This is a genomic window from Streptosporangium heterodermiicola, assembly GCF_051390675.1.
GTDB lineage: Bacteria > Actinomycetota > Actinomycetes > Streptosporangiales > Streptosporangiaceae > Streptosporangium.
This window is the reverse complement of record NZ_JBPJSR010000014.1, coordinates 14,999-37,562: the sequence shown is the minus strand read 5'-3', so window position 1 is coordinate 37,562 and position 22,564 is coordinate 14,999. Positions and strand designations below refer to the sequence as shown.

General features: G+C 66.5%; 18 protein-coding genes. 12 read left to right on the top strand and 6 right to left on the bottom strand.

Annotation, left to right across the window (positions count from 1 at the left end):
* Positions 1-32: 32 nt before the first annotated feature.
* The gene (locus ACSC1Q_RS27685) at positions 33-1,043 is read left to right on the top strand and encodes an NADP-dependent oxidoreductase (protein ID WP_436761789.1); all 1,011 of its coding nucleotides are present in this window, start codon (positions 33-35) and stop codon (positions 1,041-1,043) included.
* Here ACSC1Q_RS27685 and ACSC1Q_RS27680 read toward each other — a convergent pair.
* Together ACSC1Q_RS27680 and ACSC1Q_RS27675 are read right to left on the bottom strand one after the other, a co-directional pair.
* Positions 1,027-1,587 carry a Clp protease N-terminal domain-containing protein gene (locus ACSC1Q_RS27680; RefSeq protein WP_436761609.1) on the bottom strand — a complete coding sequence of 187 codons (561 nt, stop codon included), beginning with the start codon at positions 1,585-1,587 and terminating at the stop codon, positions 1,027-1,029. The genes ACSC1Q_RS27685 and ACSC1Q_RS27680 overlap by 17 nt on opposite strands.
* 2 nt (positions 1,588-1,589) lie before the next feature.
* Positions 1,590-1,823 (bottom strand): RNA polymerase subunit sigma-70, encoded by a 234-nt coding sequence (locus ACSC1Q_RS27675; RefSeq protein ID WP_329085846.1) that lies wholly within the window; start codon positions 1,821-1,823, stop codon positions 1,590-1,592.
* A gap of 113 nt (positions 1,824-1,936) precedes the next feature.
* Between ACSC1Q_RS27675 and ACSC1Q_RS27670 the strand changes: the two genes are divergently transcribed.
* Together ACSC1Q_RS27670 and ACSC1Q_RS27665 are read left to right on the top strand one after the other, a co-directional pair.
* Positions 1,937-3,628, top strand: a complete 1,692-nt coding sequence (locus tag ACSC1Q_RS27670; protein WP_436761608.1) for an ABC transporter ATP-binding protein — start codon at positions 1,937-1,939, stop codon at positions 3,626-3,628.
* Positions 3,625-5,370 carry an ABC transporter ATP-binding protein gene (locus ACSC1Q_RS27665; protein WP_436761607.1) on the top strand — a complete coding sequence of 582 codons (1,746 nt, stop codon included), beginning with the start codon at positions 3,625-3,627 and terminating at the stop codon, positions 5,368-5,370. The genes ACSC1Q_RS27670 and ACSC1Q_RS27665 overlap by 4 nt, the downstream gene beginning before the upstream one ends.
* 67 nt (positions 5,371-5,437) lie before the next feature.
* Here the strand turns inward: ACSC1Q_RS27665 and ACSC1Q_RS27660 are convergent, their stop codons facing one another.
* Positions 5,438-5,875, bottom strand: coding sequence for an ATP-binding protein (locus ACSC1Q_RS27660; protein WP_436761606.1), 438 nt, complete (start codon positions 5,873-5,875; stop codon positions 5,438-5,440).
* A 202-nt stretch (positions 5,876-6,077) separates the two neighbouring features.
* Here ACSC1Q_RS27660 and ACSC1Q_RS27655 point away from each other — a divergent pair, with 202 nt between their 5' ends.
* The 3 genes from ACSC1Q_RS27655 to ACSC1Q_RS27645 all read left to right on the top strand — a co-directional run bounded on the left by ACSC1Q_RS27655 (position 6,078) and on the right by ACSC1Q_RS27645 (position 11,412).
* Entirely contained in the window at positions 6,078-6,944 is an 867-nt protein-coding gene (locus ACSC1Q_RS27655) for a helix-turn-helix domain-containing protein (RefSeq protein WP_436761605.1), read from the top strand.
* Positions 6,945-6,949: 5 nt separating this feature from the next.
* Positions 6,950-7,399 carry a DUF397 domain-containing protein gene (locus ACSC1Q_RS27650; RefSeq protein ID WP_436761604.1) on the top strand — a complete coding sequence of 150 codons (450 nt, stop codon included), beginning with the start codon at positions 6,950-6,952 and terminating at the stop codon, positions 7,397-7,399.
* A 521-nt stretch (positions 7,400-7,920) separates the two neighbouring features.
* The gene (locus tag ACSC1Q_RS27645; protein WP_436761603.1) at positions 7,921-11,412 is read left to right on the top strand and encodes an NACHT domain-containing protein; all 3,492 of its coding nucleotides are present in this window, start codon (positions 7,921-7,923) and stop codon (positions 11,410-11,412) included.
* A gap of 352 nt (positions 11,413-11,764) precedes the next feature.
* Here ACSC1Q_RS27645 and ACSC1Q_RS27640 read toward each other — a convergent pair whose 3' ends face one another.
* Both ACSC1Q_RS27640 and ACSC1Q_RS27635 read right to left on the bottom strand, forming a co-directional pair.
* Positions 11,765-12,628, bottom strand: coding sequence for an NAD(P)-dependent oxidoreductase (locus tag ACSC1Q_RS27640; protein WP_436761602.1), 864 nt, complete (start codon positions 12,626-12,628; stop codon positions 11,765-11,767).
* Positions 12,625-14,013 carry a helix-turn-helix domain-containing protein gene (locus ACSC1Q_RS27635; protein WP_436761601.1) on the bottom strand — a complete coding sequence of 463 codons (1,389 nt, stop codon included), beginning with the start codon at positions 14,011-14,013 and terminating at the stop codon, positions 12,625-12,627. Before ACSC1Q_RS27635 ends, ACSC1Q_RS27640 begins: the two co-directional genes overlap by 4 nt.
* A gap of 401 nt (positions 14,014-14,414) precedes the next feature.
* Between ACSC1Q_RS27635 and ACSC1Q_RS27630 the strand changes: the two genes are divergently transcribed.
* The 6 genes from ACSC1Q_RS27630 to ACSC1Q_RS27605 all read left to right on the top strand — a co-directional run bounded on the left by ACSC1Q_RS27630 (position 14,415) and on the right by ACSC1Q_RS27605 (position 21,471).
* The gene (locus tag ACSC1Q_RS27630) at positions 14,415-14,642 is read left to right on the top strand and encodes a hypothetical protein (RefSeq protein WP_436761600.1); all 228 of its coding nucleotides are present in this window, start codon (positions 14,415-14,417) and stop codon (positions 14,640-14,642) included.
* Positions 14,643-14,854: 212 nt separating this feature from the next.
* Entirely contained in the window at positions 14,855-15,034 is a 180-nt protein-coding gene (locus ACSC1Q_RS27625; protein WP_436761599.1) for an FxLD family lanthipeptide, read from the top strand.
* 79 nt (positions 15,035-15,113) lie between these two features.
* Complete coding sequence (locus ACSC1Q_RS27620; RefSeq protein WP_436761598.1) at positions 15,114-17,144, top strand: lantibiotic dehydratase family protein; 2,031 nt, start codon at positions 15,114-15,116, stop codon at positions 17,142-17,144.
* On the top strand, positions 17,141-18,211 hold the full coding sequence (locus ACSC1Q_RS27615; RefSeq protein ID WP_436761597.1) for a lanthionine synthetase C family protein: 1,071 nt from the start codon (positions 17,141-17,143) through the stop codon (positions 18,209-18,211). The genes ACSC1Q_RS27620 and ACSC1Q_RS27615 overlap by 4 nt, the downstream gene beginning before the upstream one ends.
* 19 nt (positions 18,212-18,230) lie before the next feature.
* A complete protein-coding gene (gene fxlM / locus ACSC1Q_RS27610; RefSeq protein ID WP_436761596.1) occupies positions 18,231-20,285 on the top strand; it encodes a methyltransferase, FxLD system in 2,055 nt (684 codons plus the stop codon).
* A 4-nt stretch (positions 20,286-20,289) separates the two neighbouring features.
* Entirely contained in the window at positions 20,290-21,471 is a 1,182-nt protein-coding gene (locus ACSC1Q_RS27605) for a hypothetical protein (RefSeq protein ID WP_436761595.1), read from the top strand.
* A gap of 109 nt (positions 21,472-21,580) precedes the next feature.
* On the opposite strand, the gene ACSC1Q_RS27600 is transcribed toward ACSC1Q_RS27605, so the two are convergent.
* Entirely contained in the window at positions 21,581-22,495 is a 915-nt protein-coding gene (locus ACSC1Q_RS27600; protein WP_436761594.1) for a DAPG hydrolase family protein, read from the bottom strand.
* Positions 22,496-22,564: the final 69 nt, after the last annotated feature.

Below are 22,564 nucleotides of genomic sequence, written 5' to 3'. Positions count from 1 at the left end.
ACGGCGGCGTGAGCATGGACGGCGGCACGGGCATGGGCATGGGCGAGAGCGCACCGGCCGTCGCGCGGATGCGCGCGATGAGCCCGCGGTCCTGGGGCGGACCCGAGGTGCTCGCCGAGATCGAGACGGACCGCCCGAGCGCCGGGGCGGGGGAGATCCTGGTCCGGGTGCGCGCGGCCGGCGTCAACCCGACCGACTGGAAGGCCCGCGCCCACGGCGGCCTGGGCCTGTGGGGCGATCCGGTCGTGCTGGGGTACGACGTCTCCGGGACGGTGGTCGCCGCCGGGCTCGGCGTGACACTCTTCCGGCCGGGCGACGAGGTGTTCGGCATGCCGCGCTTCCCGCACCAGGCGGGCGCCTACGCGGAGTACGTCGCCGCCCCGGCCAGGCACTTCGCCCGCAAGCCCGTCTCGATCGACCACGTGCGCGCCGCCGCCCTGCCGCTGGCCGGGCTGACCGCGTGGCAGTGCCTGACCGAGGTGGCGGACCTGCGGGCCGGGCAGCGGGTGCTGGTCCACGCCGCGGCGGGCGGTGTCGGCCACCTGGCCGTGCAGATCGCCAAGTCGCTCGGCGCGTACGTGATCGGCACGGCACGGGCGGCCAAGCACCCGTTCCTGCTGGGCCTCGGCGCCGACGAGGTGATCGACCACACCCGTGACGACTTCGCCGCGAGGGTTCGCGACGTCGACGTGGTCCTCGACGCCGTCGGCGGCGACTACGGGCCGCGCTCCCTGCCGGTGCTGCGCAGGGGAGGGATCCTGGTGTCGCTCTCCTCGCCGGCCGACGTGCCGCCCGTGGAGGAGGCCGCGAGGTTCGGGGTCCGCTCCGTGTTCGCGCTCGTCGAGCCCGACCACGCGGGCATGCGGGCCGTCGCCGCGCTCGTGGAGGCCGGACGGCTCCGCGTCGAGCTCGACGCCGTCTTCCCGCTGGAGCAGGCGGCCAGGGCGCACGAACACGGCGAGTCCGGCCGTACCACCGGCAAGATCGTGCTGACCGTCACCGGCGCGGGCGGAACGCGTCTCACCGTCACCCCAGCTCGGTGACGACCTCCTGGCGCAGGTTCGTGAAGTCGAGGCCCGCGTCGGCCAGCACCTTGCTGCCCAGCCCCTCGCCCTCGCGGATGAGGCCCAGGAGGAGGTGGCCGTCGCCGATGTGGTTGTGCTTGAGGTTGACGGCCTCGCGCAGGGACAGCTCCAGGGTCTTCTTCGCCCGGGGGCTGAAGGGGATGTGGAAGTTGCCGAGCACGCGGCCCCGCCGGTCGGTGCGGGGCCTGCGGTCCAGGGCGCCGGGCCCGAAGGCCGCCTCGACCTTCTCCCTGATGGCCGAGAGGTCGATGCCGATCGACTCCAGCGCCTCGGCGTCGAGCGCGTCGCCCGGCTTCTGCGGGGTGAGGCGGACGACCGACCGGTAGGCGCCGTCGTGGTCGAGGCCGTGTCGGCCCAGCACCCGCGCCGACAGGCTCTCCGGCTGGTCGAGCAGGCCGAGCAGGATGTGCTCGGTGCCGATGACGTCGTGCCGCAACCTGCGGGCGTTCTCCTGCGCGAGGGTCACCGCCTGGCGGGCCTCACGGTGGAACCTTTCGAACATCGCTATCTCTCCCGTCTCAACAGACCTCTGCCGCCCGCGTACTTCTTGTGCACCGCCTGCCGGGTGACCTCCAGGCAGTGCGCGATCTCCTGCCAGGACCAGCCCTGCTCGCGTGCGTTCTCCACCTGGAGGGCCTCCAGCCGGTCGACCAGCGTCCGCAGTGCCCGCACGGCCCGCAGGCCCACGGCCGGATCGCGGCTACCGGCGTCGGATGCCAGCTGCGCCGTATCACTCATGATGTCAATCTAGGTTGACGCGAACCGCTTGTCAACCCCGATTGACGGCGACACGCCCGAGGACCGAAAATGATTTGCCTGGTCAGGGCGGAGTTTGTAACCCTTGCAGGGACATGCGCTCCTTACCTGCCGCCGACCCCGGCGTTCCCGATGCCCGCAGCCCGGTCAGATACCTGCGGTGGGTGGCCCGCATGCAGAGGGGCCCGCTGCTCCTCGGCATCGTCTACGCCGTCCTGTGGTGGCTCGCGATGGCGCTCGTGCCGTACGCCATGGGCGAGGGGATCGACGCCATCACGGCCAGGGACGTCTCGTCCCTGACCACCTGGGGCGGGGTGGTGCTCGCCCTGGGGGTCACGCAGGCCGTCACGGGCATCCTGCGCCATCGGATGGCCGTCTACAACTGGCTCGCCGCCGCCTACCGGACCGTCCAGGTCACCGCGAGGCAGTCGACCCGGCTGGGCGCGACCCTGCCCAAGCGCATGTCCACCGGCGAGGTGGTCAGCGTCGGCAACTCCGACATCGCCCACATCGGCAACGCGATCGACATCCTGATCCGGGGCGTCGGCGCGATCGTCGCCATCGCCGTCGTGACCGTCATCCTGATGAGCAGCTCGCCGCCGCTGGGCCTGACGGTCCTGGTGGGCCTGCCCCTCATGGCGGTCGCCGTCGCCCCCCTGCTCAGGCCGCTGCACCGCCGCCAGAACGCCCACCGCGACCTGCAGGGCGACCTCTCCACCCGCGCCGCCGACATCGTCACCGGCCTGCGGGTGCTGCGCGGCATCGGCGGCGAGCGGGTCTTCGCCGACCGCTACGGCGCCGAGTCCCAGCGGGTGCGGCACGCGGGCGTGCGGGTGGCCTCCGTCGAGTCCATGCTGGAGGGCGCGCAGGTCCTGCTGCCGGGGCTGCTGGTCACCGGCGTGACCTGGCTCGGCGCGACCTTCGCGATGCGCGGCGAGATCAGCGCCGGTCAGCTCGTCGCCTTCTACGGCTACGCCGCCTTCCTGATCGCCCCCGTGCGCACCCTCACCGAGGCCGCCGACAAGCTGACCAAGGGGCACGTCGCCGCCCGCAGGGTGGTGCGCATCCTCTCGCTCAGGCCCGAGGTGGAGGGCGGCACCGGCCGCTCCGAGGGCGGCCTGCTGCGCGACGTGGCCTCCGGCGTCGCCGTGCGCCCCGGCATGCTCACCGCCGTCGCGGCGGCCGTTCCCGAGGAGGCGGCGGCCATCGCCGACCGGCTCGGCCGCTACGGCGAGGGCGACGTCGACTTCGGCGACGTGGCGCTCGCGACCCTGCCGCTCTCCGAGGTGCGCCGCCGGATCCTCGTCGCCGACAACGACGCCAAGCTGTTCGCCGGGGTGCTCAGGGACGAGCTCGACGTCACCGGCCGGGCCACGGCCGAGGAGCTCGGCCAGGCGCTGAGCGCCGCGTGCGCCGAGGACATCGTCGCGGCGCTGCCCGGCGGTCTCGACGGGCGCGTCGCCGAGGCGGGCCGGGAGTTCTCCGGCGGCCAGCAGCAGCGGCTCCGGCTCGCCAGGGCGCTCACCCTCGACCCGGAGGTGCTCATCCTCATCGAGCCCACCAGCGCGGTCGACGCCCACAGCGAGGCGCGCATCGCCGACCGGCTCGCCAAGGCGCGCGTCGGCAAGACCACGCTGGTCTGCACGACCAGCCCGCTGGTGCTCGACCGCACCGACCATGTCGTCTACGTCGAGGGGGGCGTCGTGCGCGCCGAGGGCACGCACCGGGAGCTGCTCGCCGCCCACCCGGGTTACACCGCCGTCGTCACCAGGGGGGAGGCGTCATGAGCAGGCAGATCCTGCCCGTCGCCGACCAAGCGCAGGTCCGGGCGTACGCCCGCAGGCTCACCCTGAAGTACCCCCGCGACCTGACCGTGGCGCTGCTCCTGCACGCCCTGGCCGCCGTCGCGGGCCTGGCGGTGCCGTGGCTGCTCGGCGGCCTCGTCCAGGGCGTCCACACCGGCTCCGGGGTCGACGTCACCCGGGTGTCGCTCGCCATCGGCGGCTTCGTGGTCGCCCAGGCGGTGCTGGTCAGGTTCGCCGTCTACGCCTCCTCCAGGCTCGGCGAGAAGGTGCTCGCCGAGCTGCGCGAGGAGTTCGTCGGGCGGGTGCTCGGCCTGCCGCTGTCCACGGTCGAGCGCGCCGGATCCGGCGACCTCATCTCGCGGACCTCGCGCGACGTCGACTCGCTGTCGCGCACGGTGCGGCACGCCGTGCCCGAGACGCTGATCGCGCTGGTCACCTGCGTGATCACCGTCGGCGCGCTGCTGCTGGTCGGGCCGCTGCTCGCGCTGCCCTCGCTGCTCGCCGTCCCCATCCTGTGGATCTCCACCCGCTGGTACCTCAAGCGGGCCAGAGACGGCTACCTGCGCGAGAGCGCGGCGTACGCCGACATGACCGACGGCCTGGCCGAGACGGTCAACGGCGCCCGCGCCGTGGAGGCCCTGGGCCTGCAGCGGCGGCGCCACCAGCGCACCGACGCCGACATCGCCGAGTCGTGGGCGGCCGAGCGCTACACGCTGGGGCTGCGCACGGTCTGGTTCCCGTCGGTCGAGCTCGGCTACGTGATCCCGATCGTGGCGACGCTGGTCATCGGCGGCCTCTTCTACATCCGGGGCTGGGTCTCGCTGGAGCAGGTCACCGCCGCCACGCTCTACGTCCAGCAGCTCATCGACCCGCTCGACCGGCTGCTCATGTGGATCGACGAGCTCCAGGTCGGCGGCGCCTCCATGGCCCGCCTGCTGGGCGTCGCCGAGGTGCCCGACGACCGCGAGGCCGGTTCCACCACCCCCGAGGGCAGCGAGCTGAGGGCCGACGACGTCCGCTACGCCTACCGCGAGGGCCACGACGTGCTGCACGGCATCGACCTCACGGTCAGACCGGGCGAGCGGCTCGCCATGGTCGGCCCGTCGGGGGCCGGCAAGTCCACGCTGGGGCGCCTGCTCGCGGGCGTCCACGGCCCCCGCACCGGCGCGGTCACGGTCGGCGGCACCCCGCTGGTCGAGCTCTCCCTGGACGACCTGCGCGGCCACGTCGCCCTGGTGACCCAGGAGCACCACGTCTTCCGGGGTACCGTACGCGACAACGTGCTGATCGCCCGGCCGGACGCCGACGACGCGCGGGTCCGCGAGGTGCTGGAGGCCGTCGATGTCTGGGAGTGGGTCGAGGCCCTGCCCGACGGGCTCGACACGGCCGTCGGCTCCGGCGGCGAGCCCGTCCCCGCCGCCCAGGCGCAGCAGCTGGCCCTCGCCCGGCTGGTCCTGGCCGACCCGCACACCCTCGTCCTCGACGAGGCCACCTCGCTGATCGACCCCCGCGCCGCCCGCCACCTGGAACGCTCGCTCGCCGCCGTCCTCGACGGCCGTACGGTCATCGCCATCGCCCACCGCCTCTACACGGCCCACGACGCCGACCGCGTCGCGGTGGTGGAGGACGGCCGCATCAGCGAACTCGGCTCCCACGACGAGCTGGTCGCGGCGGGGGGCTCGTACGCGGCCTTGTGGAGCAGCTGGCACGGCACGTCCAGGTGAGAGCGGGTTTCCGTGGCTCTCACCTGGACGTGCCGGTCACACTTCTGGAAGCGGCGGAATGCGACCGTCAGCCCGTTCCCGACGCGCCGGTAGATGTGATCTCCGCCCAGATGACTTTTCCGTCCATCAGAGGAACCATGCCGAACGCGTCGGCATAGCGTGCCGCGAGATACAGGCCGCGTCCGTTGCACGCCTCGAAATCGGGTGCTTCCCGGGGAACGACCGGTAGGGCGGCGGAGAAGTCACGTACGCTCAGGCGCACACTGGAGCCGAGGGCACTCACCGTGAGCTCGAACCGCTCGTCATCGGTATGTCTGACGTTGCTGCACAGCTCGGTGAGAATCATCATGCAGCGGTCCACGATGACCTCTTGCATTTTCCAGAGGATCAACTGGATCGTCACGATGCGCCGGATCGGCTCCATCGTCTCCGGGCTGTATTGCTGGGCCAGGGAGAGCCGCCGGTCTGAAGCCCGGGCCTTCTCCGTTGTCATGGCATCATCCATTGCCCCTCCGGGGGTGGGCAGGTGCGTGCATGGGGTGATCGCATCACGCTTCAACGTCAACCGGATACGATGCGTGTTCCTGGAAAGATGATGCTGTGAAATCCAGCGCCAGCGCAACCTTGATTTGGAGAAAGTTGCTCCAGTGAAAACCTAGGCATGGCAAGGTGTTGGATTAGGCCAGGTTTGCCCCAGGGAGGTTCTCATGCCAGAGGTCAGGGCCACGGTCCGCCGTCGACGTCTGGGACGCGAGCTGGAGATGCTGCGCCACGCTCGCAAGCTCACGCTGGAGGATGCCGCCATCCTTCTCATGCGTCCCAAGACGTCTCTCAGCAAGATCGAGAACGGTAAGCAGCAACTTCGCGTCAGAGACGTGCCCTTCATCCTCGACAAATACGAACTCGACGATCCGGCTCGCCGTGAAGAGATCATGGCGTTGGCGAGCAAGGCCGCCGAACGTGACTGGTGGCAGAAGTTTCAGGGAGTCGTACGCGATCCCTTCGCCGACTACCTCAGCCTTGAGGAGTCGGCAACGTTGATCTTCAAATGGTCGCCGCTTCTCATCCCGGGATGGCTACAGACCGAGGCTTACGCTCGTCACGTGGTGGCGGCCAGTCGCATGTGGCAGACCGAAGAGGAGATCGACAAGTTCGTGGCCCTGCGTATGAAGCGCAAGACCACGGTTCTGGACCGCGAGGAGCCCCCACAGGTCTGGGTGGTGCTGTCAGAGATGGCCGTCCGTCAGCGCGTCGGTGCTCCAGACATGCAGGTCATGAAAGAGCAACTGGAGCACCTGAAAGATGTGGCCGCCGATCGCGGTCGCCCCCATGTTCAGATCGTGCTTCTGCCCTATCTGGCGGGTGAGCACGCAGGGCTTGAGGGCGCTTTCACCTGGATGCGCTTCGACTCCGGGCCTGAGGTCATCTGCCTGGAGGCGCTGACCTCGGCGCAGTACCTTGAGGATGAAGACGAAGTGGCCCGGTACGCGATAGCGGCTGACCATCTTCGCTCGGCTGCTCAGTCACCTCGCGATACGATCACGACGCTGGGAAAAATAATCAAGGAATTGTGAGCAAAATGAGCGTTCACCCCACCCCCGAGTCCCTGATCTGGGTTAAGAGCAGCTTCAGTGACGGCGGAGCCAACTGTGTCATGGTCGGCAGGGGATCCGCCGACGTTGTGGGCGTGCGCGACTCCAAGGCTGCTGACCTACCGGCCATCATGTTCTCCGTCACGGCCTGGTCGCAGTTCCTCGACGTCGTGAAGGTCGAGGCCGCAGATCACGAGCTTGTGGCATCTCCACAGAACAAAACGGAACTGTACGACCTTGATCTTTCTGGCCTGACATGGCTGAGCGCTGCCGGAAGCAGTCCCGTTGACCGTGTTGAGATAGCTCAATTGCCCAATGGGGCGATTGCGCTCCGCCATCCGATGGTGGAGACGACCCTGCGTTACACCTGTACGGAATGGATCGCTTTCGGGCGTGGTGTTCGGGCCAGCGAGTTTGACGTATCAACAGCCGCGTGACAGCAGACGCCGCACCCGCGCTGCGGTGAACTCTGTTAGTGAGTGAAGCGCTGATGTCAAAAGCGGCCAGCCAGCACAGCGTACAGATGTGCTGCGCCTGCGTTCCTATGATCATGGAGTTTCTAGTGCGTGGGTGCGAAGGTGCCACAGCACTGGGGTGAGCGCATGACGGTAGTGATATATCAGAGCTTTCTGAGCTGAGAAATATTTGAACGGTATTTGAGTAGAGCAAGCCCGATCTCAGGCCTTCGACAGGTAGGGATTTATTTTGATATGCGTGCTCGCGAGAAGAGCGAATGTAAACATAAAGACCTAAAGTCGACGCAGGGTTCGACTTGGCATATATGGGACTCTGTGAATTAAACCGACAAAACATCAGCTTTTCGGCGTCCTGGCCTGGCCCGGCCTGAGATAGATGTATCAGCTCGGTGACGACGTGGATTTTGTAGGGAGACGGCAGGTTGGGTGGTGGTCATCGGAGTTAGGTAGTGCGGGGGCGACTGGAGGTCAGTGTGCGGCGGGTGCGATCTGTCGCTCTGGTGGTTGCGGGGGCGATGGGAGCAGTAGTAGTCGCAGTTACCGCCAACCAGATCGTGGAAGGCAAGGAGATCAGCTGGACATGGGCCTACCTGGCGTTCGGGTTCGCACTGCTTGTTGCATTGCTCACGCCCGCAGAGGCCGAACTCGTGGGGGTGAACTCGCGGGGTCGATGGATCCGGCGCAGAGTGTATCTGCGACAGTTGCGAGCCTCAGTGGCCGACATGGAGACGATCGGGGTAGTGACGCAGGGCGCGTTCGTGTTGCGGATGCGGCAGGTATACGTCGATGTAGCGCTGTTACCTTGTCCCGCTAGGGAGACCGCTGGGGACAGTGGTGTGGGTGCTCGACCGCAGGAAGCCGTAGAAGAGAGTGATCGGCGGTCGTTGGCGTCGTTCCTGCGGCGGGGCCGGGTATTCGCGGTACTGGGTAGCCCGGGGTCGGGGAAAACAACACTGGTTCGTCACACGGCGCTGGCGTTGTCAGGCAGGAACTGGCGGATCTGGCAGCGGGAATTTTGGCATCGTCGCCGCCTGCCGGTCCTGTTATACCTGCGCGGCCACACCAGGGCGATCCTGGCCGAGCAACCCCAGGACTTGGCTGAGGTCGCGGTGTCGGCTGCCTGGCTACGTGGCAAAATCCCGGCCACATGGCTGATGCGGTGGCTGGAGCGGGGACGATGTGTGGTGCTGCTAGACGGGTTGGACGAGGTCGCAGACGAACACGATCGTAAGCGCGTGCTGGCCTGGGTGCGCGACCAGATTGATCGCTACCCGCACAACACTTTCGTGGTGACTTCTCGGCCCCATGGCTACCTATCCAACCCGGTGCCGAACGTCGATGTTCTGCAGGTTCAGCGGTTCACCGCTACCCAGGTCTCCCGTTTCCTGCACGCATGGTATCGGGCTATCGAACGACGCACCCGCCAAGGCCGAGACCACGACGTCCACGCGATCGCGGAGCAGAAAGCCGACGATCTGATTGGCCAACTGCGCCGCCAGCCCGCACTGTATGACCTGGCCGCCAATCCGCTACTGCTCACGATGATTGCGAATGTGCACCGGTACCGCAGTGCGTTGCCCGGTAGTCGCGCCGCCCTATATGCCGAAATGTGCGAGGTTCTTCTGCACCGCCGTCAGGAAGCCAAGAACCTAACCGATCCTACTACTCTGACCGGTCCACAAAAGGCTGCGGTCATAAGAGAACTCGCTGTACATATGATGCGGGGTCAGCAACGTGACATTGAAGCTGCCCAAGCGTACCGAGTCGTTGAACAGCCTCTGGCAGAGGTGTGTGGTCAAGAAAAAATTACCGCAGAAATCTTTCTCAAGGAGGTCAGCAAGAGTGGACTGCTCGTAGAACGCGAACACGGCTTCTACGCCTTTGCTCACCTGACCCTGCAGGAGTATCTTGCTGCCGCGCAGATCCGAGAAAGCCCCCAACTTCTGCATTATCTTCTGACCGGAAACGTCGACGATCCGTGGTGGCGCGAGACCAGCCTGCTATGGGCCGCCGACGCCGATGCCACCCCCCTCATTGAGGCCTGTTTGCAATCAGGCACTGTCCATGCTCTCACTTTGGCCTTCGCCTGCAACGATCAAGCCCGCCAGATTCAATCTCTCACCCGGGCCCGCCTCAATCAGATCCTCACCCCAGGCCAGGAAACCACCGCCGAACATCAACGACTCATCGATGCTGTTACCGCTTCCCGCACTCTGCACGACACCATCCGCTTTGAGGACGGCACCGTCGTATGCACCCAACTCGTCACCGTCGATCTATGGAACCGCTTCGCTCACCACGAACAGCTTGGAGGCCGCCATACACCCATCCGGGAGCCTGCCACCTCACCTGCCACGGGGGTCTGGGCAACGGATGCCGTCCGTTTCGTCGCATGGCTGAATGGCTTATTTGACGATGGCACCACTTATCGGCTTCCAACCCCCACCGAAGCTGCCCACCCTGACCTTCAAGCTTTACCCGCGGTCAGCACCCACGCCATCTGGACCCAAGACGATCAGCTTCATCTTCATCAACCCGATTGTGTCCCCTGGCCCTACGACCCGACCCCGTCTCAGCTCGCCCAGTATCCAGACCTCATCCTCGACCATACTCACATTTTTCTCCGACTTTTCATCAACAACACCTCGGGTCCTTCTCTGGCTCGCCTCCTGACCTACGCGCGGATCTTTAGTGCCCGTCCACTCACATCACTGACTTTTGATCTGATTATCGCTCTCGATTTCGCAACAACAGTCGCGATTGCCCTTAACCTTGCTCTCACCCTTGACCGTGAGGGTGAGGGTGAGAGCAAGCCTGACTCTAACTTGGCTCTCCTTCACGCATGCGCAATCGCCGTCGACCGCGCCCTCGACCTCATCCGGAATCTTAATCTTGGCCGCACCCGCGTCCGTGATCTCGCCTTCTATGAATCCCGTGACCTTGACCGCACCCGCTACCTCGACCGCACCAGCGCTAATGCTCGCGACCCTAACCAAATTCGCGACCTCACTCTCATCCGTGACCTCGGCTTCATTCATGACCTCGCTAGCGACCTCGCGCGTGATCTCGCCCGTGACCTCATCAGTGATCCTGATTTCGCCCGTGACCGCGCTCGTGATCTTGCCCTCGTCTGTACCCTTGACTTGGATCTCGCTCGAGATCTCACCCTCGACTTGGATCTCGCCCGAGATCTCACCCTTGATCTCGATCGCGCTCGCAGCCTCGACCCTCTTATTCGAGATCTCATCCTCGTTCGCGACCGTGCTTGCGCCCGCGATCCTGGTCTCGATCTTGTGCGCGACTTCACCCTTGTCAGTGACTGCACTCTGAAGCGTGCCCAGGACCCCAAGCTCGCCCACGACCGGTCCCTCGTTCTCAACCGCGCCCTCGCTCTTGCCCGCGAACTCGACTCCGGTCTAGTTCATGCTCTCACCCGTGATCTTGCCTTTCTTCGAGACCTCGACTTCGCCCGTGTTCTCGGTATCGATCTTGGTTCCCGATACCTTGAGGCATTGCCAGTGATGATGCTGGCGTGTCAGGGGCTGCTTCATTCATGGGTTTCTCCGGCAGTTGGCCGGAGAAAGGAAAGAGTGGAGTGCTCGTTTGAAGAGTTTCTTACCGTCGCCCTTGCGAAACTCTCAGACAGGCTCTCAGCAGAAGATCCAGTTAGTGCGCTACATCAGGGGCTGGAACTACTCCGAACAGAGGGTGCGGATTCAGACATCGTGAGTCTGGTCGAACATGTGCAGAGTTTGATAAATCCGATACTGGACCGTAGCATCCAGGTGTATCGGCGTGACTTCGTGCTAGCGAGCGCTGCGCTCCTCGCTGCGATTACTCAACTCCAAAGATCAAATGGAGGCTTCTCTGCCTCTAGCTGCCATCTTGCCAAAGTGCTGAACGCCTTGATCGCTCTTACTGAGCCGAACAGCAGGCAATTTTCAAATGAGGCGCTCCTGCTTATTCGAAGTTGATCACGATTTGGATAATCGCCGCTAAGCTGCGTCCTCATGGTTCCTTGTGCCAAGGTGCCGACTCCGGTCTCGTCCAGGCGGACGCTCCGAGAGCGCCCATGCACCCAGCCGCCTGGTTGCGAAACAGGATAAACCTTTCTATTAACGTTCCAATTTTTGTGGAAATGAAGCGCTTAGCGTATGTTGCAAACTTTGCAATCACGAAAATATATTGAGGCCGCATGATCTCATGCAAGGTAGACTGGCACTTTAATTTAGATTCGGAGTGGAATCCAGCACATGCTATACGCTGGAATGCGGTCGTTTCTACTTGTTAGATCTGGCGGTCATGGCTCAGTGTGTAAGTCAAGGGCTACGGTGCGGTGGTAGGACGGTTGTTTAGCACGTCGAAGATCTTATTTTGGGAAGGGGAGGCATTTTTAAAATCGACCAAGAGGTCGAAAATCGCGGCGGCGTGGATTGCCAGTTCAGAAGGAAGTCCCGCATCGTGAAGCTCTTCGGCGGCCTCGCGTAGCTCGTCGCCCCATCTCCAGCTTCGGCCGGCCACGCTGGGGAATTGCTCAGGGTCGGACGCCGGATGGGGCCACCGGCTCATCTCTGTGGCTAAAGCGGCGGACAGATCGTGCTGTTCGGCCAAGGCGTGCCCTAGGAGGGCGAGCGCTCGGCCTGCCTTATGGACCGTGCTGTGAGCCAGTTTCAACGCTGAGGCCTGTCCGATGTCTTCGCCCAGTGTGGTGATGAGAAGCTCCGGCGCTGCTGCGAACACTGTGGTGATGGCGTCAATGCCAATGGCGGGGCCAGAGAGGTAGAGGCGCGTGGGCTGGGACAGATTTTGTGCTGGGGGTGGCCCCATGATGCTGGCGTCGACGACCTGTCCGCCGGCAGTGTGGATGAGGTCGGCGATGCTGTGAAGCACCCGGGGTCGGATCGCGTTGGTCTCCATCAGCAACCCGCGGAATCCAGCTGCCACCAGGTCAACAGCCACATGATGCGCTGCTGCGGGATCGACGATGGACACGGCAATGTCTGCTTCGTCGGCCAGTTGGCGCATCGGTACTGGGATGAGCCCGATGTCCTGAGCTCGCTGCCGTGTCGCGTCCGAGCGTCCTTCCACGCAGCACAGCAGCCGATGTCCTGGCGCGACGAGCAATCTGGCGAGGGCCGCACCCATCTTGCCGGGGTGTAGCACCGCGATCGTCTGGGGTGGCACGATCATTCGTCGATCGGGAGGGACGGAACATCGTCGGTCAACGCGGGCGGCGTAAGGGGGGCGGAGATCTGCGCGAGTACTCTACGGGCGAGGTGGCTGCTTCCCGCGTCCGCAGCGACCACCACCGCGAACCGGTTCATGCGTCGGACGACGCTTTCCACGTATCGGCTCTGAAGCGTGCTCACCACAGCGCTGATCTGCTCCTCGGTGCCCTCCGGGTGGCTTTGCTCCCACCGCGCTGCAGCCAGGTCGAGCCGGGCATGGCACAGTTCGCCGGTCCGCTGTCGGCCGGTAGGGGGCGCCAGATACAGGCGAACTGCTTCTTCGGCAGCTGCCTCCGCATTCGCCAGCCGCGCGGACTCCTCTAGCAGCAGGTATGTGTTTGCCTGCCAATACAACTGTTTCGCGAGCGGGAAATCAACCAGCCCACCTGGGGAGTCCAGCGGGTCGTTGTTGTGGGTGATGAGTTCGCGGGTTTGTTCTACTCGGGCGAGCATCGCATTGGCTTCCTGGGCACGCCCCATCATGGCCAGTGCTCTGGCATGGATCGCCGCTGCCCGGACAGTCGCGGTTCCGGCTTCTACCGCTGGTCCTTCCAGTGCCGACTCGGCGAAGGCCACCGCATCCTCGGGCCGGCCATCCCAGAAGGCGATCAGCCCCTGTAAGCCACGTACCCAGGTCTGTACGCCTTGGTGATTGCACAGGTCCCCGAAGTGCATCGCCGTCCGCGCGTGCGTGAAAGCGTGCTGGACGGCGCCAAGATCGAACGAGGCGTTGGCCAGTATGCCGCAACTCCACGCTGTCACCAGGTAGAGGTCTCGCGTGTAGGCAGGGCGACGTGACTGTTCGGCCAGCGCATATGCGCGATCTCGCAACGCCCTGGCCTCAAGGAGGGAGTCTCCGGGCGGCCGGTAAGGGTAGGCGGTGGCGAGCTGATGCAACTGCTCGATCACTTGGGTCATGGTGAACGATCCAAAGGGGGTGTTGTCCACTTGCTCACCCAGTCGGGCCGACTCTCGTGCTGACAGCGCCACCATAGCCGTCACATCTGCGCGAAGAACGGGTTGAGTTGAATTGGCCATGTCCCGGCTGGCCTTGGCCGATGCTGCGGCCCTTGACAGATCGGCCACCGATATGTCTAGCACTTTGGAGAGAAAGCGCCGCCAGTACGGGCCGGGGATGCGATGCGCTCGTTCCCAGCGTGAGATTTGGTCTGGTCCCACGCTTAAGTTGCCTGACAGTTCGCGCAATTGACTCGCGAGTTCGTCTTGACTCCAGCCGTGCTCCTCCCGCAAGCGGGCGATTACCTTCCCGATGGGTTCATCTGCGAAGGTGATTGGGTCGGTTTTGGGTGATATGTGTGGATCGGGCGATGTCATGTCTGTGGCCAAGGCTCCTCCTGGGGGAACGACAGCCTACGATTTTTCGGGATCTACAGCATCGCAGGGATCTGCCCGCCGCCACCTGAATTTGTTAATTTCGCTAACGCAAAAACTGCCATAAGCGTTCGTGATGGCTTTTTCGGTCCCGGCCTTCTCCTGACCAGAGCAAGGCCTTTGAGGGAATGGCCTTGACCGCTGTGAGCGGAAGCATAATCCTCACATCATTCGCTTTGCTGAATGGGCCCGTGCACTGCTTAACCGTTCTTCCGCTGCTTCGGATGAATCTGGTACCTGGTCCGTCCCCGTTGGCAGATATCACCGCTCCGCAGTAATGGCTGTACGCATCTACCAGTTCCGCCGGAGCCCCTGGGATATACCTCCCGGGGCCCCGAGACAGGAAGGAGCCCACCGTGTTCGCCTACAGTGACGCGTTCCGGACGGTCGTCGCCGCCGGGCGCCCGCCAATCCTGCATCGCCTGCGGACCGAACTCCACCAGCATCAGCTCGTGGGCAGCATGTTCTACGGGGAGGGCCGGACCCGCCTGGACCTCGGCGTGCTGACCGTGTGGTCCAGCGCCGAGACACCACCCTGTGCCGGGGGGCGAACTTCCTGGAGAAATCTGCCGATCACTGTGTGATCGGCGAGAACAACCTGCCCGCCGCCGCGGAACGCATCACGCAACTCCACGCCACCCTGACGGCGGCCACCGCAGGGCCGGTCCCATAGACCCGTGGCGGCATGCGGAGCGCGCCTCAGTGTGCCGCCACGGCTCCACCCGGCGGTCCGGTGCCTCGGAGCCCGGCCCATCGGGCGGTTACTGAATTCCCCCAACAAGGATTAGGAGCTCAGATGAGCACGCAGACCATCACGCCGAGCGCCGAACCGCTCCAGCACACCGACAACGCCGACGACCCGTTCGAGCTCAACATCACCTTCATCGAGAACACGCCGTCGGCCGACACGGTGCTGATGTGCAGCACCGGCGACAACTGCGGAACCTCGTGCCCGAGTGCCTGCCCCACCTCATAGAGGCAGCCTGACCCGCGGGCCGGAGAGCTGGCTCTCCTCCGGCCCGCACCCCTTTTCTGCCGAGAACGGAGGTGTGGCGATGACGCGCTTGCGGCGCAGCCTGTACCAAGATGCCGGCGGCACGATGCTGCGCGCCGCAGTGAACCTCGCTGGGCCGGGCATGCCGCCCTGGCCGGGGCCTGAAGCGCCGGTCGAACGCTGGCGTGCATGGCTGGAGTCGGTGTGGGCCGACGATGCCTTCCAGGAGGCGGTGTCCATCGCCAGCCCAGAACTTGCCCGCCAAATCCAGGCGGTCCTTGACGGGAGCTCGGCGAAGGCGCGTCGAGTACGCCGGGCGGCACTGGCCACCGCCCGGTACGCGATCAGGTACGCCCGCCGGTCCACCCCGTTCGGTCTGTTCGCTGGTGTAACGCTGGTCGAGCTGGGTGGCAGGGCCGAGGTGCGGTTCGGGGACCAACACCAGGCCGTCACCCGGCCCGACCCGGTGGCGCTGGACACGGCGATCACGGATTGGGAAGCGGACGGCCAACTGATGGCCGACGTCGAAGTCTGCGTCAACAACCTGGCACGCCGGCGGGGCGGGCACCTCTACGTTCCGGCCGAGGGCGCTTCGGAGTTCTCACTCGCGCTGACGCCCGCGGTCGCGCTGGTGCTGGATGCGGCCCAGGCGCCGATCCGGTACTCAGCCCTGGTGGACAAGCTCGCCGCCGAGTTCCCAGGCACCGACGAACGCCACCGGGCCGAGCTGCTAGCCGAGCTGCTGCGGGTGCGGCTGCTGCGGTCGTCGCTGCGCGCTCCCGCTACCGTCGTCAATCCAGCCGACCCCCTGCCGACCGCCCTGCGGACGGTCACCCGCACCAGCTCGGCGGCGGATCTGCGGCTGGACGCCACAGTGCGGCTGTCAGAAGCTGTGCTTACGGAGGCGGAGACAGCCGCCACGGTCTTGACCCGGCTCGCCATGCATCCGGCGGGAACGCCGGCATGGCGCCGCTACGCCGACCGGTTCACCGACCACTACGGCGACGGCGCCGAGGTGCCGCTGAAACTCGTCATCGACCCCGACAAGGGGTTGGGCCTCCCTGAAGGATTTGGCCAGCTGGCCGAGCCTCCCCGCCCGATGGCCCTGCGGGACCGGCTCCTGCTGGAGATAGCCGGCACCGCAGCTGTCGAGCGCAGCCGGTTCGTGGCTCTGTCCGAGGAGATGATCGAACGCCTGGAAGCTACGGGGCAGCCTGCGGTCACCCCGCCCCATATCGAACTGTGCGCGCAACTCCAAGCGGCCTCAACTCGGGCTCTGGACCGCGGAGACTTCCGTCTACGGGTGGTCACTGTCTCCCGCGCTGCCGGTTCGATGACGGGCCGGTTCTGGCACCTGTTCCCCCACACCGGCACCGCGTGCGCCAGCCTGCCCACGGTCGAGCCTGGCGCCGAGCTGGCGCAGTTGTCCTTCCACGCCGGCCGCGTCCATGCCGACCTGCTCACCCGCGCCCCGCAAGTGCTGCCCCGGCTGGTCAGCGTCAGCGAGTTCCGGCACCCAGACAAGGGCGTGCTGGTCCCGTCTGATCTGGCTGTCGGAATCCGCGACGGCCGTTTCTATCTGGCCGAGACCGCCACCGGCGCGCACCTGGAGTTGCTCGCGCCGACCGCGCTCAACTTCGTGTGGAACAACTACACGCCGCCCCTGGCCCGGTTCCTGGCCGAGATCAGCCGCGCCCACACCGCCCAGGTGACATGGTTCGACTGGGGCGCCGCCTGGATCCTCCCGTTCCTCCCCACGCTGACCTACCGGCGGTCGATCCTGACCGCCGCACGCTGGAAGGTCAAAGCCCGGGACCTGCCCGGCCGCGCCGCCACATTGGACGAGTGGGCCCAGCAGCTGCACGCCTGGATGAGCCGGTTCAGGACGCCGAACCGTGTGCTTCTGGCCGAGGACGACCAGCACCTGCCGCTCGATCTATGCGAGGACATGCACCTGGATCTCCTGCGTACCCACCTCGACGCCAGCCGTACCGGTGTCGCGGTCCTCCACGACGCGCCACCGCCGGACGCCGACGGCTGGATCGGCGGACGGGCTCACAGCCTCGTCATCCCGCTCAAGGCACGCTCATGAACGCGCCAGCTCGGCCCAAGACGCAGGACCTGTCCGAAGGCCTGCTCGGAGTGGCGTTGCTGCACATCGAACGCGGAGACCTCACTTCTGCCCGCGACACCCTGAGGCAGGCGGTCGCAAGTGGCGTCAGTGCAGGCGGCAACGCATCGCTGTTCCACGGCGTCCCGGCGCTCGAGTTCGTGCTCGGCCGCGCCGGACACGCTGACAACGCGGTACGGGACATCGTCGACCGCCTCGTGACCACCCGACTCGGGGCAGCACGCCGACGGCAGGCGTCCGGGGCGCTGCCGCGCCTCGCGGAGTTCGACCTTATCCGCGGGCTCACCGGGCTGGCCGCGCTGCTCCTGACCCGCGCAGAGCCGACGCCGCTGCTCGAACAGGTGGTGGCTCACCTCGTGTCGCTGGCACAGCCGGTCGACGTTGGTGGCAGGGCTCTGCCCGGGTGGTGGTCGATGGACGGTCCCGGGCATGAGGAGATGCCCGGGGGCCACGGGAACAACGGTGTCGCGCACGGCATCGCCGGCCCTCTGGCGATCCTGTCCCTCGCCGCCCGCCACGGTGTCCAGGTGCCGGGGCAGCGCGACGCGATCGAGGTGTTCGCACGCTGGCTGGACAGGTACGGCTGTCGCTACTGGATCACTCTCGGCGAGCTGACCACGGCCGACCCTCCTGAGCCGCTGCCCTCACGACCCTCCTGGTGCTATGGCCAACTCGGCATCGCCCGCGCCCAGCAGCTGGCCGCGCTCGTTCTCCACGACCCTGCGCGCCAGCACGGCGCGGAGAACACCGTCATGGGCGCGCTGACCGACCCGGCATGTCTCGGCCGGATCACAGACGCCACGCTGTGTCACGGCTTGGCCGGTCTGCTGGCCGTCGCCCGCGCCGTAGCCGGCGACAGCCCCGCACCGGACCGGTTCGCGCCGCTTATTGAAGACCTCGCCGGACGCCTGGCCGCCGACCTGGACCGGCTGCCGAAGCCCGGGTTCATGGAAGGCCGCGCTGGCGCGCGTCTGGCGTTGAACGGCACGAACACGACCGGCTGGACCAGAGCCCTCCTGATCACCTAGCCGCGATAAGGAGCCTTACATGGACGACGAGCACCTCTCGATCGCCACCGACACGAGCTGGTGGCACGCCACCGTCTCATTCCCCGACGCCGACATAACGCCGAACGCAGCCCGGGCGCTGTCAGCCGCGTTGTCCGGCCACCGCTTCCACCTCCTCCGCAAGGACAGCGGCCTCCGCCTCCGCACCGAGCAGCCCGCGGCGGACCTGCTCGACCAGCTCGCCGCCGACCACACCGTGGTCGGCTGGGTCGGCGGAATCTACGAGCCCGAGGTTCACGCCTTCGGCGGTCCCGAGGGGATGGCGGTCGCCCATGACGTGTTCTGCGCCGACAGCCCCGCCGCTCTGGCCGAAACCGGCAGCCCGAACGCCCGGGAACGCTGCGTCCTACTGCTGTCGGCGATGAACCGCGCGGCAGGCATTGACCCGTTCGAGATCGGCGACGTCTGGGCGAAACTCGGCGACCTGCGGCCACCCGTCACCCCGCCCATCGGCCCGTCCCTCGACCGGGCGATCAGTGCGATGCGGCGTCTGATGAACGCCGACGCCGTCCAAAGGCCGGACGCCGAGCCTGGCTGGACGGAACGCGTGACCGCGTTCGAGGAGGCAGGGCTACGGCTCAGGCGGCTGGCCACCGAAGGACGGCTGACGCGGGGCCTGCGCGCCGTACTCACTCACCACGCGATCTTCGCGTTCAATCGGGCCGGAATTTCCGCCGAACAGCAGGCCGCGACCGCATGGCTCGGCAGTCAAGCCGCCTTCACCGAATGGACGTCAGCCGACGTGTCCACCCGCCGCTCCACCCCGCCGAACCCTAACCTCACCCGGATGGAGACCACTATGACCGTCACCGACCCCACTGACCCCACCGATCTGCGAGAGGCGTACGTGACCCGCCTCATCGAAGGCGGCCACCTGCACGCCTCCGACGTCATCGCCGCGTTCCGGGCCGTCGAACGGCACCGTTTCCTCCCAGGCGTCGCCCCGCAGGGGGCATACGCCGAAGACGCCGTGCCCATCAAGCACGACGAAACCGGCGAAATGATCTCCTGCATTTCCGCGCCCTCCATCGTCGCCCTCCAGCTAGAGCAACTGGACGCCAGGCCCGGCCACAAGGTCCTGGAAGCCGGAGCCGCCACCGGCTACAACGCCGCGCTCCTCTCCCGGCTCGTCGCCCCCCAGGGCCACGTATGGACTGTCGACGTCGATCAAGACCTCGTGGACCGTGCCCAGAAGAACCTCGCGGATTCAGGCGCCTCGAACGTCACCTGCATCCTCGGCGACGGCGCGGTCGGCCTTCCGGAGCAAGCCCCGTTCGACCGCATCCAGTTCACCGTCGGCGCCGGCGATGTTCCCCCGCCGATCCTCGACCAGCTCGCCCCCGGCGGACGGTTGGTTCTCCCGATGAGGATCCGCGGCAGCATCTCCCGCAGCTTCGCCTTCGAACGCGACGGCGACACTTGGAGAACCGTCTCGTGTGAGATGGCGACGTTCGTCCCCCTCCGCAAGGGCGTCTGCGACGACATCTACACCCGCGTCCCCATGGCCGGCGAAGGGAACGTCCACCTGGAGACCTTCAGCGAACAGGACGTCGACCGCGACGCGATCCGCGCCGTCCTCGACCAGCCCCCCACCAAGATCTTCACTGGGGTGAACTTCCGCCAGGGCAACCCCTTCGAGTGGGTGTACCTGTACCTCGCCGCGGTCCTGCCCAACGGCCTGTCCCGCATGCCCGGCTCCCGCCCCGGCTTCACCCCCCACTTCGCATGGGGATCGATGGCCGCGCTCGACGGTGACAGCCTGGCGTACTTGACCATCCGCGAAGGCGACGACGAGCAGAGCAGGTTCTGGGAACTCGGCGTCATCGGCCACGGCCCACGCGGCGCCTCCCTCGCCGACCAGGTCGCCTCCGGGATCATCGACTGGCATCGGGGATGGGGTCACAACGGGCCCGAGCCGAGCTTCCGCATGGCTGTCGGCGACGCCCGCGACCACCTGACGGCCTACGACGACCCGCAGTTCATCATCGACAAGCCCAACAGCCGTCTCGTCATCGACTGGCCGCGCAGGAGCTGAGCCGATGATCCCCCCGATAGCCAGCCGTATCCCGCTGGTCCGCCGACCCAAGGCAGCCGGGTTACCCCTGGCCGACCGCATCATCCACCTCACCGAGCTGACCGTCGACCCCGCCGGTGCGAGCCACCACGATCTGGTGGCCCGCGCCAGCGGGGTCCTCAACTACGCCGCCCTGATCGCCTCCGACGTCGGGATGCCCGACCTGGCTGCGCACCTGTGCTGGAGGCAGCACCAGGTCTTCGCAGGAGCGGGAAACCTCACCGGGGACATCTCCGTGATGGCGCTCATGCCGCTGGTGAACATCGCCCGGCTGCTGATCCGCGAAGGTGACGGCGAAGGCGCTTACGACGTTCTCCAGCGGCTGTACCGCGCCGCCCAGCAGCGCGGTACAGCCGAGATCCACAGCCACAACGTCGACCTGTCGGCGTTGATCGGCACGGAGGCGGACCACCGGAAGGTGTGCGAGGAGCTTTGGGTCACCGTGCTTGTCGACGGTGCCAGGGCCCTGGCGCGGATCGGCCGCTGGACCGAGGCCGCCGAAACCATGGCCGCGCACCGCGGCATCGGCAACCGCCTCCTTGACGGCCGCCAAATCATGATCATTTCGCTGATGGAACGCGGCCTCGACCAGCAGGCTCGCGCCATGATCGAGTCCGCCGTCCCCGCAGAACCGTGGGAGAACACCATCGCGGCCCTTCTGCACATCTACTGCCGGCCCGCGACGTCAGCAACGTCGCAGCCGGAGCTAGATCTTGCTCTGCAGGAGGCACTCGTACTGATCGCCCCACCCGACTCCGCGACCGCGGCGTTCCAGGCCCGAGTCGGGCTGACCGCACTCGATCTGGCCCACGATCGAACCAGCCCTTGGGCCGCTCTCCTGCAGGACGCGGTCGTTGACGTCGCCCTGCTCGACGCTTACGCCGTCCGTGACGTCCTGAACCACCACCTGGCGTGCTCTCGCCTGACGGGTGAGCAACGACAGAAACTCGACGACGTACTTGCCATGTCAGGGCTCGGTGCCGGGAAGCTTTCACCTGCTCACATGCAAGCTCTCGCCACAGCTGTGGATGAGGCCGAAGTGGCGCTGCGCTGGCTTTGTAACCCGCTCACCAGCTATGCGGCCGCGGATCGCCGATCACCCCGCCCCCACGGCGGTGGCTGGGTTCCCGTACGGGGCGGCACATAAGGCACGTAGACCGACTTTCGCGGCACGGCGCCTCGAACGTGTATCCAGGTGTTTCGACCGAAACACCTGGATACGGGCAGGAGACGTTTCGGCAGGTGGTTCGGAGTGTTCAGGGGGTGTCCTTGAACTCCTCGTGCAGGGCGGGGAGGAACGAGGCGAGATGGTTCATCTCAGAGGCGCAGTGGAACGCCAGGTCGTACCCGAAGGTGGGGCCGAGAGCTCTCGCGGCGACGCGGGGGAGGGCGGAGTCGCCGAGCCTGCGGGTCATTCTGGCGGTGAGCAGTGAGCCGCCACGGCCGGGAACGGAGTGGGCCGGCAGGTCCAGCATGCCGGCGTCGTCGAGGAAGAAGCGGCTGCGCATCTCCGAGCCGTGCGAGGTGGGGCGGACCTGGTGGACGAGCCAGCCCTGGGCGACGGGGTACCGGCTGAGCCCCACCCTCGCGCAGATGACGGCATGCCCCGGCCCCGGCTCGTTGAATCCCAGCCGGGTGGGGTCGGTGAAGCGGATGGCGAGCCGCTGGAGGGTGCCGCCGACGTACTCGTCGACGTAGGAGACGTTGTCGATGTAGCGCTGACGGTCGGTCAGGGTACGGTCGGCGCTGCGATCCTCGCCCAGGGCGGAGAACTGGTGGGCGTCGGGGTACCAGAGCTTGTACCGGGCCGATTCGGCCGAGTGCCAGCCGAACCACCAGTCCCACATCTCAGCGGTGACACCCGGCATGTCGGTCAGTACGGCGATCAGGTAACCGCCGGGAACGCGCGTCCAGCCGGTCTCCATCTTGTGGTGGCCCGGGCGGGACATGATCCGGGCGGCATCCTGAATGCCGTAGGCGTACTCCGTCGGCGCCATGCCGCCGAGCAGCGCCTCGCGGACGTGTTCCTGCACCGGGAGGGTGTCGGCGCGGAAGTACTTGGCGTAGGGTGCGGCCTCCTCGCTCCGGCGGTAGCCGAGGTAACGGGTTTCCACCGCGTAGCTGTCCGGGAAGCGGGCCCGGTCGGCCGCTGTGGGCGTGTACTGGATCACGGATGACTCCTCGCTGAGAGAGGACGCAACGGAGGCGGGGGTCACGGGGCTGCCCCCGCTGCGCCGTCG